Source organism: Rhizobium sp. NPDC090275 (assembly GCF_044772225.1).
In the GTDB taxonomy this organism is placed as follows: domain Bacteria; phylum Pseudomonadota; class Alphaproteobacteria; order Rhizobiales; family Rhizobiaceae; genus Rhizobium.
In genome coordinates this window covers 37,380-55,662 of record NZ_JBIVYL010000017.1, presented here as the reverse complement: position 1 = coordinate 55,662, position 18,283 = coordinate 37,380, and the positions used below count along the sequence as shown (strand labels likewise).

The 18,283-nt window shown below is 60.6% G+C and carries 16 protein-coding genes; 6 read left to right on the top strand and 10 right to left on the bottom strand.

The genetic code is table 11. The features are described 5' to 3' along the window. The first annotated feature begins 238 nt into the window (after positions 1 to 238). Positions 239 to 1,537, top strand: a complete 1,299-nt coding sequence (locus ACIQUB_RS29545; protein ID WP_402935039.1) for an amidohydrolase family protein — start codon at positions 239 to 241, stop codon at positions 1,535 to 1,537. Between the two features lie 16 nt (positions 1,538 to 1,553). Here the strand turns inward: ACIQUB_RS29545 and ACIQUB_RS29540 are convergent, their stop codons facing one another. From ACIQUB_RS29540 to ACIQUB_RS29505, 8 genes are all read right to left on the bottom strand, one after another. Beyond that, the gene (locus tag ACIQUB_RS29540) at positions 1,554 to 1,976 is read right to left on the bottom strand and encodes a VOC family protein (protein WP_402935036.1); all 423 of its coding nucleotides are present in this window, start codon (positions 1,974 to 1,976) and stop codon (positions 1,554 to 1,556) included. Next, entirely contained in the window at positions 1,977 to 3,332 is a 1,356-nt protein-coding gene (locus ACIQUB_RS29535; protein WP_402935033.1) for a thymidine phosphorylase, read from the bottom strand. Positions 3,333 to 3,339: 7 nt separating this feature from the next. Then, positions 3,340 to 4,875 carry an amidohydrolase family protein gene (locus tag ACIQUB_RS29530; RefSeq protein ID WP_402935030.1) on the bottom strand — a complete coding sequence of 512 codons (1,536 nt, stop codon included), beginning with the start codon at positions 4,873 to 4,875 and terminating at the stop codon, positions 3,340 to 3,342. 18 nt (positions 4,876 to 4,893) lie between these two features. Beyond that, on the bottom strand, positions 4,894 to 5,697 hold the full coding sequence (locus ACIQUB_RS29525) for an ABC transporter permease (RefSeq protein ID WP_402935027.1): 804 nt from the start codon (positions 5,695 to 5,697) through the stop codon (positions 4,894 to 4,896). Beyond that, positions 5,697 to 6,617 (bottom strand): ABC transporter permease, encoded by a 921-nt coding sequence (locus ACIQUB_RS29520; RefSeq protein WP_402935024.1) that lies wholly within the window; start codon positions 6,615 to 6,617, stop codon positions 5,697 to 5,699. Before ACIQUB_RS29520 ends, ACIQUB_RS29525 begins: the two co-directional genes overlap by 1 nt. Further along, positions 6,617 to 7,699, bottom strand: a complete 1,083-nt coding sequence (locus ACIQUB_RS29515) for an ABC transporter ATP-binding protein (protein WP_402935021.1) — start codon at positions 7,697 to 7,699, stop codon at positions 6,617 to 6,619. Before ACIQUB_RS29515 ends, ACIQUB_RS29520 begins: the two co-directional genes overlap by 1 nt. Positions 7,700 to 7,775: 76 nt before the next feature. Next, on the bottom strand, positions 7,776 to 8,954 hold the full coding sequence (locus ACIQUB_RS29510; protein ID WP_402935018.1) for a PotD/PotF family extracellular solute-binding protein: 1,179 nt from the start codon (positions 8,952 to 8,954) through the stop codon (positions 7,776 to 7,778). A gap of 211 nt (positions 8,955 to 9,165) precedes the next feature. Beyond that, positions 9,166 to 9,495, bottom strand: a complete 330-nt coding sequence (locus tag ACIQUB_RS29505; protein WP_402935015.1) for an ArsR/SmtB family transcription factor — start codon at positions 9,493 to 9,495, stop codon at positions 9,166 to 9,168. A gap of 580 nt (positions 9,496 to 10,075) precedes the next feature. On the opposite strand from ACIQUB_RS29505, the gene ACIQUB_RS29500 reads away from it, so the two are divergent. Beyond that, complete coding sequence (locus tag ACIQUB_RS29500; protein ID WP_402935012.1) at positions 10,076 to 12,865, top strand: bifunctional aconitate hydratase 2/2-methylisocitrate dehydratase; 2,790 nt, start codon at positions 10,076 to 10,078, stop codon at positions 12,863 to 12,865. Between the two features lie 176 nt (positions 12,866 to 13,041). On the opposite strand, the gene ACIQUB_RS29495 is transcribed toward ACIQUB_RS29500, so the two are convergent. Continuing rightward, positions 13,042 to 13,296: a multiprotein-bridging factor 1 family protein gene (locus ACIQUB_RS29495; protein WP_402935009.1), complete on the bottom strand. Its 255-nt coding sequence runs from the start codon at positions 13,294 to 13,296 to the stop codon at positions 13,042 to 13,044. A 117-nt stretch (positions 13,297 to 13,413) separates the two neighbouring features. After that, positions 13,414 to 13,779: a hypothetical protein gene (locus ACIQUB_RS29490; RefSeq protein WP_402935006.1), complete on the bottom strand. Its 366-nt coding sequence runs from the start codon at positions 13,777 to 13,779 to the stop codon at positions 13,414 to 13,416. A gap of 195 nt (positions 13,780 to 13,974) precedes the next feature. Between ACIQUB_RS29490 and ACIQUB_RS29485 the strand changes: the two genes are divergently transcribed. The 4 genes from ACIQUB_RS29485 (at position 13,975) to ACIQUB_RS29470 (ending at position 18,282) form a co-directional block, all read left to right on the top strand. Then, a complete protein-coding gene (locus ACIQUB_RS29485; protein WP_047504002.1) occupies positions 13,975 to 14,697 on the top strand; it encodes a FadR/GntR family transcriptional regulator in 723 nt (240 codons plus the stop codon). Continuing rightward, complete coding sequence (locus ACIQUB_RS29480; protein ID WP_112437303.1) at positions 14,694 to 15,860, top strand: PLP-dependent transferase; 1,167 nt, start codon at positions 14,694 to 14,696, stop codon at positions 15,858 to 15,860. The genes ACIQUB_RS29485 and ACIQUB_RS29480 overlap by 4 nt, the downstream gene beginning before the upstream one ends. Before the next feature lie 42 nt (positions 15,861 to 15,902). Further along, positions 15,903 to 17,162 (top strand): sugar ABC transporter substrate-binding protein, encoded by a 1,260-nt coding sequence (locus ACIQUB_RS29475; protein ID WP_018901262.1) that lies wholly within the window; start codon positions 15,903 to 15,905, stop codon positions 17,160 to 17,162. Between the two features lie 184 nt (positions 17,163 to 17,346). Beyond that, positions 17,347 to 18,282, top strand: coding sequence for a carbohydrate ABC transporter permease (locus ACIQUB_RS29470; RefSeq protein ID WP_018901263.1), 936 nt, complete (start codon positions 17,347 to 17,349; stop codon positions 18,280 to 18,282). Position 18,283 lies beyond the last annotated feature (1 nt).

Below are 18,283 nucleotides of genomic sequence, written 5' to 3'. Positions count from 1 at the left end.
CGGCCAGAACGCATGGCAGAGCCGCGTGACGATTTCGTGACGTGCGCGCAGTTTTGTGACGATTTTGCCGGTGTGGTCCCACCGACATTCAATGCGCGCGGACTTGTTATTTGTCCAAATTATAATCAGGACGATAAAGTACCTGAAAACGCGACAAATTACACCGCAACCTATTGCTGTCACTAGAGAATTCCATAGACTGAGAAGCAGATCAATTGCCTGTTGCGGAGCCGATTTCATGACATTTGACCTTATCGTTCGCCACGCCAACCTTGCCGATGACCACGCCGATGTCGACATCGCCGTCGAGGCCGGAAAGATCGTCGCGGTCGAGCGCAATATCGAGGCCGAGGCCGGTCAGGTGATTGATGCCGGCGGCAAGCTGGTATCTGCTCCGTTCATCGATATTCACTTCCACATGGACGCGACGCTGTCGCTTGGGACACCCCGTCTTAACCGCTCCGGTACCTTGTTGGAGGGTATCCAGCTGTGGGGCGAACTGAAGCCACTGCTGACCAGGGAAGCGGTCGTCGAGCGTGCGCTAAAATATTGCGATCTTGCCGTTGCGCAGGGCCTGCTTGCTGTGCGCTCGCATGTCGATGTCTGCGATGACAGGCTCGTGGGCGTTGAGGCGCTTCTGGAGGTGAAGGACCTCGTCAAGGATTACCTCGATCTGCAATTGGTCGCATTCCCGCAGGACGGCTTCTTTCGCTCGCCGAGCGCGGCGAAAAACCTGGTGCGGGCGCTCGACATGGGTGTCGATGTCGTCGGTGGCATCCCGCACTTCGAGCGCACCATGGAGGATGGACGATTGTCGGTAAAGGCGCTGTGCGAACTCGCCGCCGATCGTGGCCTCATGGTCGACCTTCATTGCGACGAGACCGATGATCCGATGTCGCGCCACATCGAGAGCCTTGCCTACGAGACGCAACGTCTCGGGCTGCAGGGGCGCGTCGCCGGTTCGCATCTGACATCGATGCACTCGATGGATAATTACTATGTTTCCAAGCTGCTGCCGCTGATCGCCGAAGCGAACATCCAGTGCATTCCAAACCCGCTCGCCAACATCGTGCTGCAGGGGCGCCACGACACCTATCCGAAGCGGCGCGGGATGATGCGCGTGCCGGAGCTGATGGCGCTCGGCGTTAATGTGGCCTTTGGCCAGGATTCATGCATGGATCCGTGGTACAGCTTCGGCAATGCGGACATGCTCGAGGTTGCCCATATGGCCGTCCATACCGGCCACATGACCAGCCGCGATGCAGTCAAGGCCTGCTTCCAGGCGATCACTACCAATCCTGCAAAGACGTTTGGCCTTGAGGGCTACGGTATCGCGCCCGGCTGCAACGCTGATTTCGTGCTGATCGAGGCCCGCGATGCCATCGAGGCGGTTCGGTTGAAGGCCGGCAAGCTGGCGGTGGTTCGCCGCGGCAAAGTGATCTCGCAGACGGCGCCTCGCACCGCAAGTCTTTCGCTCGCTGGGCGTCCCGCGAGCATCGATCCCTGGACCTACGCGCCGGTGGAGGCGAAGGCCTAGCTGCAGCAACGGTCGGCTAGAAATTGCCGACCGAACCGCCGTCCTTCCAGGCATAGATTTCCCAGAGTTCGTCATCTGGGCCTGTGAAATAAAAGGCGCGGGCGTTCCATACGAAATCGGCCGGCGGACCGTACATCGCGACACCCTTGGCGGAGAGATCGGCGAAGGCTTCGTCAATTTCCTTGTCCGTTGGAAGTCGGACGGCCACACAGACCTTGTGCGGCCCGTCGGCCTTTGCGTTCGAGATGCCCGCGTGGCTACTGATGTGATCGATCTCCCAGCAAGCAAGCGTTAGGCCGGCGCCGTTGAATTCGGCAAAGCCTTCGGCCCTGCGGTTGAGCTCGAAACCGAGCTTGTCGACGTAGAAATCCACGGATCGGCTGGCATCCTTCACCAGAATGCAGACGTCGGTAATGGCGTAACGTTGGGCGAAGGACATTCAGGTCTCCAGATCTCTTGTGGACATATCGCGTGTTGTCATTCGGCCGACGATGACAGGGTTGGTCGCGGGCCGATCGGGCGAAATCGTGATGGCGCGGCGGATGGCTTCGGCTGCTGCACCGAAGGCGGCTGCGTCACGCGCATGGACGACACACAGCGTGTCGCCCGCCCGAACGGCATCGCCAAGATGGACCATCCCCGTCAGGCCGACGCCGTGGTCGATGCTGTCGGTCGGCAGTTTTCGCCCGGCGCCAAGACCAACCATCGCGAGCCCGATCGCAAAAGCGTCGACCTTTGCTACGTATCCGGACGTGGGCGCGGTGACGGGCATGACATAAGGGGCTGTCTCAAGGTGGCGTCCCCACGCTTCGACGAGGTCCGGTGGACCGCCAAGCGAAGCGACCATCATGCCGAAGCGCTTGAGTGCCGAACCATCATCAAGCCGCTGCCGAAGCAGTCCAAGCGCCTCTGTCTCGTCGCCGCAAATGCCGGCCATCAGCAGGATGTCGGCGCAAAGCGCCATCACGAGCGAGAGCATGCGGGGATCGCGGTGGCTGCCGTCAAGGAAGCGGATAGCTTCGAGAACCTGCAGTCGGCTGCCGACGGCGTCGCCCATGACCTCGTCCATATCGGTCACCAGCGTGACCATTGGCAGGCCGGCCTGCTTCGCAACCGCGATCAGGCTTGATGACAAGCGGTTCGCATCAGCGACGGTGGGCATGAAGGCGCCCGATCCGAAATTCACGCTCATGACCAACCCGGAAATCCCGGCAGCCAGTTTCTTCGAGAGAATGGACGAGGTGATAAGCGGGACGGACTCAACGGTCGCGGTGACATCGCGGACGTAGTAGATCGCGGCGTCGGCCGGAGCGAGCCTTCCCGTCGGGCCGATGATGGCACAGCCAGCCTGTTCGACCGCCTGTTTGAAAACATCTGCCGGAGGCGCGATATCGCAGCCCGGTATCGCTTCCATCAAATCGACCTCTCCACCGGTGTGGCCAAGGCCCCTGGCCGAGATCATCGGCATGTGAACACCACAGGTTGCAACCAACGGAGCCACGATAAGGCTGACCTTCTCGTCGCCGGTGCCGCCGCTCGAGTGCTTGTCTAGGATTGTCGCTGCTTCAAGCGGCGTATCGGACCAGTCAATAACGTCGCCGGAATCGCGCATTGCAAGGGTGAGCGCCGCGGTTTCATCGGGCGACATGCCGTTCAGGAAAGCGGCCATGGCGAAGGCGGCGATCTGCCCTTCGGAGACCGTGGCGTTGCCTATGCCCTCGACGAAATGACGGATATCGCAAGCGGCAAGGGCTTCGCCATTGCGCTTGCGGCGAATGAATTCGGCCGGAGACATCATCTCGCTACCTGCCCGCCGCGCTGTTTTGACCGGGCCACAGCGGCAAGTCGCCCTGGAAGCGGTTCATACCGACATCCTGCAGGGTTGCGCGGCGATACATCTCGCGCATGTAGGGCTCGAACCGCGCGTTCAGCCGCTCCAGTTCGGCATGTTCCTTCATGTAGGCCGGCAGCAGTTCGCGAAGTTCCGCGAAGATTGCATCCTCGTCGACCGTGAGAAGCTTACCGTCCTCGACGGTGACGACACCGTTGACGATGACCATGCGGATTCCTGCGCTGTTCTCGCAGTAGACCAGGTGATGGTCGAGCGCGTTCATCGGCATGTAATCGTATCCGCCGAGATCGATCATGATGACATCGGCGCGTTTGCCGACTTCAAGCGAGCCGGTGATGCCATCGAGCATCGCCGTTCGCGCGCCCGATATTGTTGCCGAGCGCAGGATTTCCGAGGCGCTGACCCAGCGATCGGTATCGGGGGTGGCGACGCCGTGCAGCAGGGCCGCGAAGCGCATGACGTCAAATATGCGGGCGGTATCGTTGCTGCAGAGACCGTCCGTACCCAGGCCGACGTTGACTCCGGCATCCAGCAGCCGGCGGATGGGGGCAATGCCGGAGCCTAGTTTCAGGTTGGAGATTGCATTGTGGGCGATCGAGCAATCGGCGGCGCCCATCAGCGCCATGTCTTCGTCCGACACCCAGATCGAATGAGCGATCGTCGTGTTGGCCGTCAGCAGACCGAGATCGTGCATGTAGCGGATCAGGCTCTTGCCGTAGAACTCGGTGCCGGTCACGGCCTGCGTCTTGGTCTCGAGAATATGCGTGTGGTAGGGCACCGCCTTTTCGATTGCGAGCGACGTACAGGCCTGCATCATTTCGACCGAGCAGCGCTGCGGCGCCGACGCCGAAATCATGAAGCCCAATCGGCCGGCGCGCCCATGCTGGGAGGCGAAGACGGCGCGGCAGTAATCCATATAGGCATCCGGCGTGATCGATGGTCCATCAACCTCGGCCTGCATGGCGGCCGGAATTGTCTCTCTCAGATAGGGCATGGTGTCGAAGACGTGCTTGTCGATCACGCAATGGGAGACGTTGGCGCGGATTCCGGCGTCGTCGTAGGCGTCGAACACCAGCCGCAGCCGATCAAGATCGAAGCCGGGCGGGTCGAAGAAGTCGTCGACGATGGTGGTCACGCCCGATTTCAGCGATTCCATCGCGACCAGCAGGCTTCTGAGATAGAGCAGGCGCGGTGAAATCGGGCCTTTCATCAGCAGCGGGTAGGCGTAAAGCATCCATATCTCCAGCGGCATGTGCTGGTATCTGCCCTTGAAGAAGGTCTCCGAGGAGTGAAGGTGCGCGTTGACCAGCCCCGGCATCAGCAGCTTGCCGCGACCGTCGATCTCGCGCGCTTCGACCGGCCGTGGCAGGTTTGCACCTATGGCGGCGATCTTGCCGTCTTCGATCAGCATGTCGGCCGTAAATGGCGTCGTGCCGTTGTCCTTGTCCATCGCGAGGATCGACGCGTTTCGGATCAGTAGGGTCATGTGCGTGTCCGATGTCGTTCAGGCGTCGCCGCCGGGTTTGCACACGAGGAAGGGGAGGAGCACGAGCTCGAGGCCGATCAGGACCGCGCAGGAGATCGCAAAGACGATCGTGCCGATGGCATTCAGCGAAGGATCGATCGCTGCGACCAACACCGAGTAGATCGCAACCGGCAATGTCGGCTGGAAGCCCGACACGAACCAGGCGATGATGAATTCGTCGAACGAGAAGGTGAAGGCCAGCAGCCAGGCGCCGAAGATGCCAGGAAGGGCGAAGGGCAGGACCACCTTGCAGACAGTCTGCCACTCGGTCGCGCCGAGATCCCAGGCGGCTTCCTCGAGCGAGCCTGGCATCTGCGCCAGGCGGAGCTGGATGATTGCGAGCGCAGGTGCGGTGATCAGCACCACATGGGTGAGGAAGACCGCAAACAGTGTTCCAGATAGATGCACGCGCGCAAGCAGCCCGAGGAAGCCGACCCCGAGGATCAACGGCGGGATCAGGATCGGCAGGGTCACCAGCCCCAGAAGAGCGGTCTTGCCACGGAAGTGGAAGCGGTTCAGCGCATATGCAGCGAAGAAGGCGATGATCGTCGCGACGGTTGCAGCTGCGGGCGATACAATCATCGTGTGCCCGAGCGCGCTGATCAGCGTTCCGTCCGAGAAAAGCTTCTCATACCAGCTGGTCGTCCAGCCCTGCAGCGGAAAGCCAGGAAATCGGTTCTTCTGAAACGAGAAGAGGATCAGCACCACGAGCGGCAGGAACATAAAGCCATAAGCAAGTCCAAGCCACAAACGGCCGAGGAAAATCCAGGGATTGCGGGCCATCATGCTGTCCTCCGGCGTGCCCGTTCAGCCGCAACGAAGCCGATGACAAGGGCGGCGATCATCACCACGATCAGGATGGTGGCGAGTGCCGATGTTCTCGGCAGGTTGGTGGAACTCGAGTAATCGGACATGATCATGCTGGCATAGGTCGGCAGCTTGCCGATGATCGAGCGCCCGGCGCCACCGCCGAGCAGGTTGCCCGACAGCGCGTCGCCGAGGCCGACGATCACGGCGAAACTGCCCGCCGTCATCAAGCCGAAGCGACTGAGCGGCAGGATGACACGGGTGAAGGCCTGCCAACGGGTGGCGCCCAGTTCCCGTGCCGCTTCGATCAGGACCTTGTCGATCGCCAGGATACTCACATAGAGGATCACGACCAGGATCGGCGCGAGATAGTGGATGAGGCCAACGCGTGTGGCGATCTGTGTGTAGATCACCTCGATGCGCAGATCAGACAGGCCGAGCTGCTTCAGCACCGAGTTGATGACGCCGTTGCGCGACAGGATCGTCTGCCAGGAATAGAGCCGCAGCACGTAACTCGACCAGAAGGGCGCGATGGCAAGCAGAAGTGCAAGCCGCTGCCAGCGGGCGGGAACGGCGAAGGCCAGCGCCAGCGCGATGAGGTAGGAGAAGGTAACCGCGAAGACGGCCGTGGTACACGCCACCCAGAGGGATTGGAGGAGCGCCAGGCCATAACGCGATCCCTTGAAAAAGCTCGCGAAGATTTCCCGATAATTGTCGAGTGAGAAGCCAGGGATCGCCTGGAAGTTCTCGACCCGCCAGAAGCCGACCCACAGCAAGAACAGCAAAGGCAACAGGAAGAGCGCGCCCAGCCAGAGCACCAGCGGTGCCAGAAACCAGAATTTCAGAGGACTGTCGTTCGGCGTTTTCAGTCGCCTCGTCGCTTCCGCGGCCGCCATCATGCGCCTCCTTCGATCAGCGTTGCGTTCTCGGGGGCGAAGTAGGCAGAAACGGCAGCGTTGATCTCGATCGGCAGGCTGGCTTGTGATGTGAGCTTGATCTCGGTGCCGTCGATCAGATCCATGAGGTAGATATTGTGCGAGCCGGCATATTCGCGGCCGCGCAAGGTGGCATCGACTCGGTTTTCGTGTGGCGCGCCGGTCGGAATACTGGTCATCTTGTCGGCTTGGACGACGACGAAAACGGGCGTGCCGATGGCGGGTGGCATTTGCGTCGCGACGTTGACCTGACCATGCGCGCAGTGAATGACGGCATAGCCCGGTTCGATAGCGTGCACGCGGCCATGGAAGAGATTGTTGGATCCGACGAAGCGTGCGACGAACTCGGTCTTCGGGCGTGCGTACATTTCCTCGGGAGTGTCGATCTGTTCGATCCGCCCCTTGTTCATCACCACGACGCGGTCGGCCATCGAGAAGGCCTCGATCTGATTGTGCGTGACATAGATGAAGGACATGCCGAGCTGCCGCTGGATGCGGCGCAACTCGCCCTGCATGCGGATCCGCAAATGCGCATCGAGCGCCGACAGCGGCTCGTCGAGCAGCAGGATCTCGGGTTCGGTGACGAGGGCTCGGGCAAGCGCCACGCGCTGCTTCTGGCCGCCGGAGAGCTGGCCGATGCGTCGTCCGAGAAAATCGGAGAGGCCGACGAGCTCGGCGATTGCCTTGACCTTGCCGGCCACGATCGCCTTGTCATGCGCCCGCAGCGTCAGCCCGAAGGCGATGTTGCCGGCGACATCGAGATGCGGAAACAATGCGTAGTTCTGCCAGACCAGCCGCGTCGAACGCAGATTGACAGGCACGTCGGACACATCCTTGCCGCGGATATGCAGCTGGCCTGAGGTCACTGTCTCCAGCCCTGCCAGGATGCGCAGAAGGGTGGTCTTGCCGCATCCCGATGGTCCCATGATGGCGATGAACTCACCACGCCCCACCTTGAGGTTGACACCGTCGACGGCGGTGAAGCTGTCAAAGCGCTTGGTGACCGAAAGCAGTTCGAGATCTGGAGCGGTGGTCGCGGTCATGGATGTTCCTGAATGCATACGGGTAGGCGACGCCCGATCGATGCCGGGCGGCGCGCGTTTCATCAGCAGGCGGCAATCAGGCCGTCTTGAACTCGTTGAAGATGTCGATCCAGGCCTGCTCCGGCTGGTTGGACGGGAGACCGCGCGGCATCGAGCGATCGATTAGCGTCTCGACGAGCATCTTGCCGGGGTTTTCCGGGTCGGGAACGTAGGAGAGCAGCTTCTTCTGGTCGTCGTCCCAATAATCGACGATCTTCATGTTCGGACCGCGCGCCTTGAACGCCTTGGTATAGACGAGCTTGGACTGGACCTTCGGTGAGGTCATGTACTTGACCCACTCCATGGCGAGATCCTTGTTCTTGCTCGCCGAGCAGACTGTCGCCACTTCCTGCCAGCGGATGCCACCCTGTTTCGGGATGGTCGAGGCGAAGTTGTCGTAGCCGGCAAGCTTCAGGTCGATGTCGAGGTCGCCCGTGGGCGAGGCGACGACATCGCCGGCAAGCATCGCCTGCGCGATTGGCTGGTTGGAGGAGCCGAACATACCGATCTGCGGCCGGAGCTTCATCAGGAACTCCTTGACCTGAGCGAGCTGCGCGTCATCGATGGTATACGGCGTCTGGTTGCCGGGATTGATCGCCAGGCTGGCATTGCCGAGGTTCGGCAGATACCAGTCGAACATGCCGATCTTGCCCTCGTATTTCGGATTGAGGAGCGAAGACCAGTCCGCGGCTTCCTCGGCTGACATCTCCTCGGTATTGTACGAGATGCCGTAGAAGGAGAAGCGTGTGGGGATGCCGTAGACCGTGCCTTCGGTTTCCCCCTTGGTCGGAGCAAAGTCACGGAATTTCGGATGGTAGTTGGCGAGTTCGTCGAAGCCCTTGGTGGAGTAGGCTTCAATCGCTTTCTGCGCTTTCAGCTTCTGCACGTATTCGGCATCCGAGATAATGGCGTCGAACGTGCCGGGGGCGGTCTGCGAAAAGAACTGGAGCATCTGCTCGCCGCCGATGTAGATCTTGAACTCGACCTTCGTCTTGTGCAGATCCTCGAATTCGGCGATGACGTCCTTTTCCTCGTAGCCCGGCCAGCAGAGGACGCGAAGCGGCTCCGCGGCATGCGCCTGGCGCGAGAAGATCGTGAAATTTCCAAAAACGGTGCTGGCGCCGGCCGCGACGACGCCGCCGAGCAGCTTGCGTCTGGATAGCTCCGGAAGCGATGAGAGAAGTGTGTTGTCGCCCTTATCTTTTGCTTTGGTCACTGGATGCCCCTCTTGAAACAAACGATACGGAAACTCGTTCGCAAGAGTCGTGCCAGATGCTATCACATTGATTTAAATGGAAAGATCTTCCCATCCTTTTGGTGTTGCGCGCGGCCTCGGCTATTTTCTGACCAAATGGTCAATTTTTAGCCCGCACCGCCACGCACTGAGTATAGCCTCGTGGGTACCAAGCGCTTTCAGTATAAGGACGCTACCCGATCGCGCGTTCCGCCTCGCCATCGCGGGCGCCAACCAGCAGGTCGCGGACATTTGCCAACGTCGCCGCGATCGAGCGCGGCTGTAGCGAGTAGAATACGGATTGTGAGGCGCGCCGCGTCGAGACGAATTCGCAGGCCCGCAGGATGGCGAGGTGCTGCGAGAGCGCCGATTGGCCGAGGCCGAGTTTCTTGGCAAGCACGTTGACCTGGATTTCGCCCTCGGCGAGGTTGGTCAGGATCGCGAGACGGTTGGCGTTTCCGAGAACCGCGAGTTGCTCCGCCAGAGCAGCAATGCCCTGCGGGTTCTGATTGTCTTCCTGCATATGATTTTCCCAATGAAATAGGCGGGAAGCGCCGTCCACGATATCGCGCGGTCCGTCGTCCCCGGAGTTTAAGCACGAAATTGAACGACTAGCCCGATACGGCGGGCAGTCGCGCGAGGGGCGACGGATGAATGGATTGGAAGCCAATGTGGAAGCCGGCGGAACGAAGCCGTGGCGGCAACAGCGCATTTTCCGCCATAAGGGGCGGCTGGCCATGCTGTGATGGAATAGTGGACATCATGTTCACCCGGTTGAAGTTACCCTGCCACAATCGTTCACAGTGTTGAAAAGATGGTTAACGACTGGGCTCCAACCCTATGAAAAGTTATAGTTCTTGATGTTGGTCAAACGCGCATTGGCTTGCGATGCGGTGACGGAGCACAGGCTAGAACGCGAGCGCGTCTGCCGCCGAAAATCGCCGTTGGCCGATCTAAAGTAATATTTTTTTTGCTGAAGTGCGGTATCTGCACGGATGGCCTTGGTTGACGCGCATGAAAGCTGTAAAGACCTCGGTTGATGAACACTGCCGTTCGGTGGCGCTGCGCGTCAGCGCCCCACACACCATGACGTTGGGATTGCGATGAACCTTTACCTGGAATACCTGGCCGAGATCAAAAGCAGAGAAACTCAAGGGCTCGCCCCCAAGCCGATCGATGACGGCGCACTGACCGGCGAAATCATTGCCCTGATCGAGGATGCCGGCAGCGAATACCGCGCCGATGCTTTGAAATTCTTCATCTACAACACGCTGCCGGGCACGACGAGCGCCGCCGGCGTCAAGGCCGCCTTCCTCAAGAAGATCATCCTCGGCGAGACCATCGCCCCTGAGATCTCCCCGAAGTTCGCCCTCGAGCTGCTGTCGCACATGAAGGGCGGCCCCTCGGTCGAAGTGCTGCTCGACGTAGCGCTCGGCAATGACGCCGAAATTGCCTGTCAGGCCGGCGACGTGCTGAAGACGCAGGTTTTCCTCTACGACGCCGACATGTTCCGCCTGCGCGATGCCTACAAGGCCGGCAATGCCGTCGCCAAGGACGTTCTCGAGAGCTACGCCAAGGCCGAATTCTTCACCAAGCTTCCCGATGTCGAGGACGAGATCAAGGTCGTGACCTTCATCGCCGCCGAAGGCGACATCTCGACTGACCTCTTGTCGCCCGGCAACCAGGCGCACTCGCGCTCCGACCGCCAGCTGCACGGCCAGTGCATGATCACGCCTGAGGCGCAGGCCGAGATCGTCGCCCTGCAGCAGCAGCACCCGGACAAGCGCGTCATGATGATCGCCGAAAAGGGCACGATGGGCGTCGGCTCCTCGCGCATGTCCGGCGTCAACAATGTGGCGCTGTGGACCGGCAAGCAGGCAAGCCCCTACGTTCCCTTCGTCAACTTCGCCCCAGTCGTTGCCGGCACCAACGGCATCTCGCCGATCTTCGCGACCACGGTCGACGTCACCGGCGGCATCGGCCTAAACCTGAAGAACTGGGTGAAGAAGCTCGACGAAAACGGCAAGCCGATCCTCAACAACGAAGGTAACCCGATCCTTGACCAGAAGTTCTCGGTCGAGACCGGTACCGTTCTGAAGATCGACGCGAAGAACAAGAAGCTGCGCGACGAAGCCGGCAACGAGCTGGTCGATGTCGCGTCTTCCTTCACGCCGCAGAAAATGGAGTTCATGAAGGCCGGCTCGTCCTACGCCATCGTCTTCGGCAAGAAGCTCCAAACCTTCGCCGCCCAGACGCTCGGCGTCGAAGCCACCCCGGTTTTCGCACCGAACAAGGAAATCGCCATTGATGGCCAGGGTCTGACCGCGGTCGAGAAGATTTTCAACCGCAACGCTGTTGGCGTAACACCCGGCAAGGTGCTGCATGCCGGCTCCGATGTTCGCGTCAAGGTCAACATCGTCGGCTCCCAGGACACGACCGGCCTGATGACCGCGCAGGAATTGGAAGCGATGGCGGCTACCGTCATCTCGCCGCTGGTCGACGGCGCTTATCAGTCGGGCTGCCACACGGCATCCGTCTGGGACAAGAAGGCCCAGGCCAACATTCCGAAGCTCATGTCCTTCATGAACAATTTCGGCGTCATCACCGCTCGCGATCCGAAGGGCAGCTACCACGCGATGACCGACGTCATCCACAAGGTGCTGAACGACATCACCGTGGACGATTGGGACATCATCATCGGCGGCGACAGCCATACCCGCATGTCGAAGGGCGTCGCCTTCGGCGCTGACTCCGGCACTGTCGCGCTGGCGCTCGCCACCGGCGAAGCCACCATGCCGATCCCGCAGTCGGTCAAGGTCACCTTCAAGGGCACGATGCAGCCCTACATGGACTTCCGCGACGTCGTGCACGCCACCCAGGCGCAGATGCTCAAGCAGCATGGCGACAACGTCTTCCAGGGCCGCATCATCGAGGTCCATATCGGCACGCTGCTCGCCGACCAGGCCTTCACCTTCACCGACTGGACGGCCGAGATGAAGGCCAAGGCCTCCATCTGCATCTCCGAAGACGAGACGCTGATCGAGAGCTTGGAGATCGCCAAGTCGCGCATGCAGATCATGATCGACAAGGGCATGGACAACGAGGCGCAGACACTGAAGGGTCTGATCGCCAAGGCCGATCGCCGCATCGCCGAAATCCGCTCGGGCGAAAAGCCGGCGCTGACGCCTGACGATAGCGCGAAGTATTTCGCCGAAGTCGTCGTCGATCTCGACCTGATCGACGAGCCGATGATCGCCGACCCAGACGTCAACAACGCCGATGTCTCGCGCCGCTACACCCACGACACGATCCGCCCGGTCTCCTACTATGGCGGCACCAAGAAGGTGGACCTCGGCTTCGTCGGTTCCTGCATGGTGCACAAGGGCGACATGAAGATCGTCGCTCAGATGCTGAAGAACATCGAGAAGAACGAGGGCAAGGTCGAGTTCAAGGCGCCGCTCGTCGTCGCCGCACCGACCTACAATATCATCGACGAGCTGAAAGCCGAAGGCGACTGGGAAATCCTCCAGAAGTATTCGGGCTTCGAATTCGATGACGTGAAGCCAAAGACCGCGAACCGCACCGAGTACGAGAACATCCTCTATCTCGAGCGTCCGGGCTGCAACCTGTGCATGGGCAACCAGGAAAAGGCCGAGAAGGGTGACACCGTTCTCGCCACCTCGACCCGCTTGTTCCAGGGTCGAGTCGTTGAAGACACCGCGGAAAAGAAGGGCGAGTCGCTGCTCGCCTCCACGCCGCTGGTCGTTCTCTCGGCGATCCTTGGCCGTACGCCGAGCATCGAGGAATATCGCGTCGCCGTCGAGGGTATCAACCTGACGAAGTTCGCTCCGCCGAAGACGACGCCGATCGATAGCCGGTCCGTCCACTACTAAGGCTCTGATCTGACAGAAACGCCCCTCAATGAGATCCATTGAGGGGCGTTTTGCGTTCTAGGGGTAGATGACAAGACTGAATCTGTGAGTGGGTCGGTCAATCGCCCAGCGCAACAGTCCCCGCTCCGGCCGTTGAATGTCGGGGCAGTGCTTGAACCGATATTCGATATGCAGAGTTAGGCGGCGACGGACGGAAACAGTGCGGTCGCGGTTGTCCCGAGGGCCTTGGCGATCCGCGTGACAAGCCGCCGATCTCCCTCATGCCCGGCTTCGACCTTGGCAATTTCCATCTCGGTCAGCCCACAGGTCACGGCCACCTGTTCAATGCTGTAGCCAGCCACGGTCCTTGCGGAGCGCACGGCTTCGCCAAGGTCGATCGTCAATGGTGTGGGAACGTTTGAATCCTCGATATTGCCGTAGGATCGTGACATGTGCGCTTCTCCAAATGTGTCCACTTTCCGACACAATTTAGGTGGTACACTAACAATTGCAATGCCACCGAATTCACTATTCGTTGTACGGAATGGTTTACTCGGCAGCCAAGTCGTTCAGCCTACCGTCTTCTGAGAATTTCGAGCGCGAGCACCTTCGGTGCGCTGAAGAACGAAGACCGCCTCGCCGAAAATCTCACGCCGTCTCTGATGGCGAAGCTTGTAGGCGCGTTCCTGATCGGCTGTCTGAATATCGGTCGGCGCGGCCGAGGCTTCGTTTTCGACCATATCGATCAGCAGATTGCGCATGACGGCGTTTGTTTCCCGGATCTCCTGCATTTCGGCCAAGACGGGAGAGGCGCGCAGCTTGCGGGCGATGGCCTCATCGATCTTCTTCTCAAGGAGGCGCGTTCTTGCCGCGAAGTATCGCGCGATGGAAAACGCGCACAAAGCGGCGCAGAGAACGATGATGATTGACGTCATTGGAGGCCTCCTGATGCCATCTAGATCGTGGTTCGGAAAGACAATTTCAATGTTTCGATGAGCGTCGGTCGGCTCGCCAAGTCAAGATTTTGACTCGGCCAGTCACGGCATCTTGACGAGTCACTAATCTATGTGAAATGCTAAGATGTCAGACCAATTTAAAGGTCGGCTGCCTATAAAAAATATTGGGGAACCATGAAGGCACCAAACAGCGATAGGCCGGTAATCCGGCCGCTTCCAGCGATGGATCGCGCGCGTCAGGTAACGGATGCGTTGGCGGACTATGTGGAAGATGCGCGCCTGCAGGCTGGTGACCGTTTGCCGGCTGAGCGCGAGCTGATGGCGGACCTCAGGGTCGGTCGTTCGACCATTCGCGAGGCGATCCGGCACTTCCAGGCGCTCGGTGTGATCGAGACGCGCAAGGGCAGCGGGACCTATCTGCTGAAGCCGATCTCCAAGGCGACCATTCACATGCCGCTGTCGCTGCATGCGACGGACCTGCGCAACGCCCTGCTGCAGACGCTGGAAGTGCGCCGTGGCATCGAGTGCGAGGCAGGCATGGTGGCCGCGAAGAAGCGCACCGCTCAGGACCTTGTCGTCATAGAAGAGAAGCTCAACGAGATGGAGCGCGTCCATCTCGAGAAGGGGACCTCGGGTCCGGAGGACCTAGCTTTCCACCTCGCCATCTATGACGCCAGCCATAACCCGCTGTTTCGCCAGCTTCTCGAGCAGATGCGCGAGACCTTCTGGCAGTTCTGGCAGCACCCTTTCGAGCGGCAGGACTTCGCCCGCCGTTCCTTTCCCTTTCACCGCACGCTCTTCAACGCGATCGCCGCGCGCGATCCCGAGGCGGCGCGCGAAGAGACACTGAAAATCCTCGCTGTCGTCGAGGAAGACATCAAGGAAATGTCCCAATGAGCAACGGTTCAGACCCGTTCGAATTCGCATCCCTCATCACCGCGCACGACGAAGGAAACTTCGCCGAAGCGGTGGTGCCGCCGATCTTCCAGACGTCGCTATTCACCTTCTCCGATTACGACGACATGATCGCCTCCTATCGCGGAGAGAAGGTGCGCCCGATCTACACCCGTGGCCTCAATCCGACTGTGCGCATGTTCGAGGAGATGCTGGCGAAGCTCGAGGGTGCGGAAGACGCGCTGGGGTTTGCCAGCGGCATGGCGGCGATCTCGTCGGCGGTGCTCGCCTTCGTCGAGCCGGGCGACCGCATCGTCGCCGTCAAGCATGTCTATCCCGATGCCTTCCGGCTGTTCGGCACGGTCCTGAAGCGCATGAAGGTCGAGGTGACCTATGTCGACGGTCGTGACGAGGAGGCCGTCGCCAAGGCGCTGCCCGGCGCCAAGCTGTTCTACATGGAAAGCCCGACGAGCTGGGTGATGGAAGCGCATGACGTCGGCGCTCTCGCCGCTCTGGCGAAGCAGCATGGTGTGATCTCGATGATCGACAACAGCTGGGCGAGCCCAGTGTTCCAGCGGCCAATCACGCTTGGCGTCGATCTTGTCATTCACTCGGCGTCCAAATATCTCGGCGGCCACAGCGATGTCGTCGCCGGCGTCGTGGCCGGATCGAAGGAGATGGTCGCCCGCGTCAAGGCGGAATCCTATCCCTATCTCGGCGGCAAGCTGTCGCCCTTCGATGCCTGGTTGTTGATCCGCGGCATGCGCACCTTGCCGATCCGCATGAAGGCGCACGAGGCGGCCGGCATGACGATCGCCAAGCGCCTGCAGGATCTCGATGTCGTCGAGACGGTCTGCCATCCGGGCCTTGCCAACCGCCTGCCGGCCGGCCTCAACGGCACATCGGGTCTGTTCTCGTTCATATTCCGCGAAGGCGTCGATATCCGCGCCTTCGCCGATCACCTCAAGCTCTTCAAACTGGGAGTGAGCTGGGGTGGGCATGAAAGCCTGATCGTACCAGGCGAGGTCGTCCTTCAGCAGAAGGCACAGCCCAATTCCGCGCATACCTTCGGGATCCATGCGCGGTCCGTACGCCTCCATGTCGGCCTCGAAGGAACCGAGGCGTTGTGGAGAGACATCGAGGAGGCGCTTTCCGTCGCTTCGTAAAAGTCCAGAAACAGAGGAAAAACCTGGAAGGGGGAACTGAGCATGAAAAGACTGATAACCGCAACGCTGCTGGCCACGATGATGGCGGGTACGGCGATGGCCGACACGACGCTGAAGCTCGTCGAGGTGATCACCAGCCCCGAGCGCACCGAAACCCTGAAATCGCTTGTCGGCAAATTCGAAGCCGCCAATCCCGGCACCAAGGTCGATATCATTTCGCTGCCCTGGAACGAAGCGTTCCAGAAGTTCGCGACCATGGTATCGGCGGGCGACACCCCTGACGTCATGGAAATGCCGGATACCTGGCTCTCGCTCTATGCCAATAACGGCATGCTTGAGAGCCTCGAGCCCTACCTCGAAAAGTGGGAATACACCAAGGGCCTGACGCCGCGCGCGCTGGAACTCGGCCGCGACGTCAAGAACACCGCCTACATGCTGCCCTACGGCTTCTATCTGCGCGCGCTCTTCTACAACAAGAACCTCTTCAAGGAAGCCGGCGTTTCCGAGCCGCCGAAGACGATGGACGAATTCGTCGCCGCCTCCGAAAAAGTCTCCAAGCTCCCCGGCAAGTCCGGCTACTGCTTGCGCGGCGGACCGGGCGGCCTGAACGGCTGGGTGATGTTCGGCGCCACCATGGCCGGCTCCAACAAGTTCTTCAACGACGACGGCACCTCGACCATGAACAGCGAAGGCTGGACCAAGGGTCTCGAATGGGTCGTCGATCTCTACAAGAAGGGCTTGGCACCGAAGGACAGCGTCAACTGGGGTTTCAACGAGACCGTCGCCGGCTTCTATTCCGGCACCTGCGCGATGCTCGACCAGGATCCGGATGCTCTGATCGCGGTTGCCCAGCGCATGAAGCCGGAAGACTTCGGCGTCACCAAGATGCCTGTCGGCCCGAGCGGCAAGGGCTTTACAACGATCGGCTTCGCCGGCTGGTCGATGTTCACCACCAGCCAGAACAAGGATCTGTCCTGGAAGCTGATCGAAACGCTTGAATCGCCTGAAGGCAATATCGAGTGGAACAAGCGCACCGGCGCGTTGCCGGTTCACACCTCCGCCGAGAAGGATCCCTTCTACGCCAGCGAGCAGTTCAAGGGCTGGTTTGACGAACTGGCTGACAAGAACATCGTTCCGACCGTGATGCCGACCTACCTCGAGGAATTCGCCTTCTTCAAGGATTCGCTCGCCATCAAGACAACGCAGCAGGCGCTTCTCGGCGATATCACGCCGAAGGAACTGGCTGACCAGTGGGCGGACTATCTGACCAAGGCTCAGCAGAAGTACCTCGCGAAGAAGTAAGCGGGCTCAGAGCAAGCAGCCCCCTCATCCGACCCTACGGGGCCACCTTCTCCCCCAAAGGGAGAAGGGAACGGAGACGTCGCGGCAAATCCCTTCTCCCCAACGGGGAGAAGTTGCCGGCAGGCGGATGAGGGGGCCTAGTCCCCATTGGGATCGTATAGTCGAACCATGAAAGCCGCCCAAGATGACCATGACCGCCGATACGCTCGACAGTCGCCGTGACCGAAGGTCGTGGCTGAAGCGCGTCGCCGATGCCTCGGAACCTTATCTCTACAGCGCCCCATCGCTCGTCCTCATCATCGCCGTGATGCTGGTGCCGCTGGTGATCGGCGTGTCCTATGCGTTCCGCGATATCCAGCTTCTCAACCCCTTTTCCGGCGGCTTTGTCGGGCTGGAGCATTTTCGCGACCTCTCCAAGGACGCCGCCTTCTATGGCGCGCTGAAGAACACGCTCTGGTGGACCGGCGCGTCGGTCGTGCTGCAGTTCATCTTCGGGCTCATCCTCGCGCTTCTGCTCGACAAGCCGTTCTGGGGCAGGGGCCTCGTTCAGGCGTTGGTGTTCCTGCCTTGGGCCGTCCCGTCGTTTCTCGCCGGCCTCAACTGGGCCTGGCTGTTCAATCCCGTCATCGGGCCAATCCCGCACTGGCTCTACGCGCTCGGCCTGATGAGCGAACCGCGCAACATCCTGTCCGACCCGCAATATGCCATGTGGGGACCGATCATCGCCAATGTCTGGTGGGGTATTCCCTTCTTCGCCATCACGCTGCTCGCTGCCCTTCAGGCAATCCCGCGCGACCTCTACGAAGCGGCCTCGATCGACGGCGCCACATGGTTCCAGCGCTTCCGCTCGATCACGCTGCCGTTTCTCGCGCCGACGATCGCGATCACCGTGCTTCTGCGCACCGTATGGGTGTCGAACTTCGCCGATCTCATCGTCGTCATGACCGGCGGTGGCCCGGCCGACCGTACGCAGATCGTTGCCAGCTATATCTTCACCCAGGCGTTCAAGAGGCTCGATTTCGGATACGCCTCGGCGATCGCGCTTGTGCTGCTGGTGCTGCTGCTCGCCTATTCCATGCTGATCATCCTGCTGCGGCAGACCCTGCTGAACAAGGATTGAG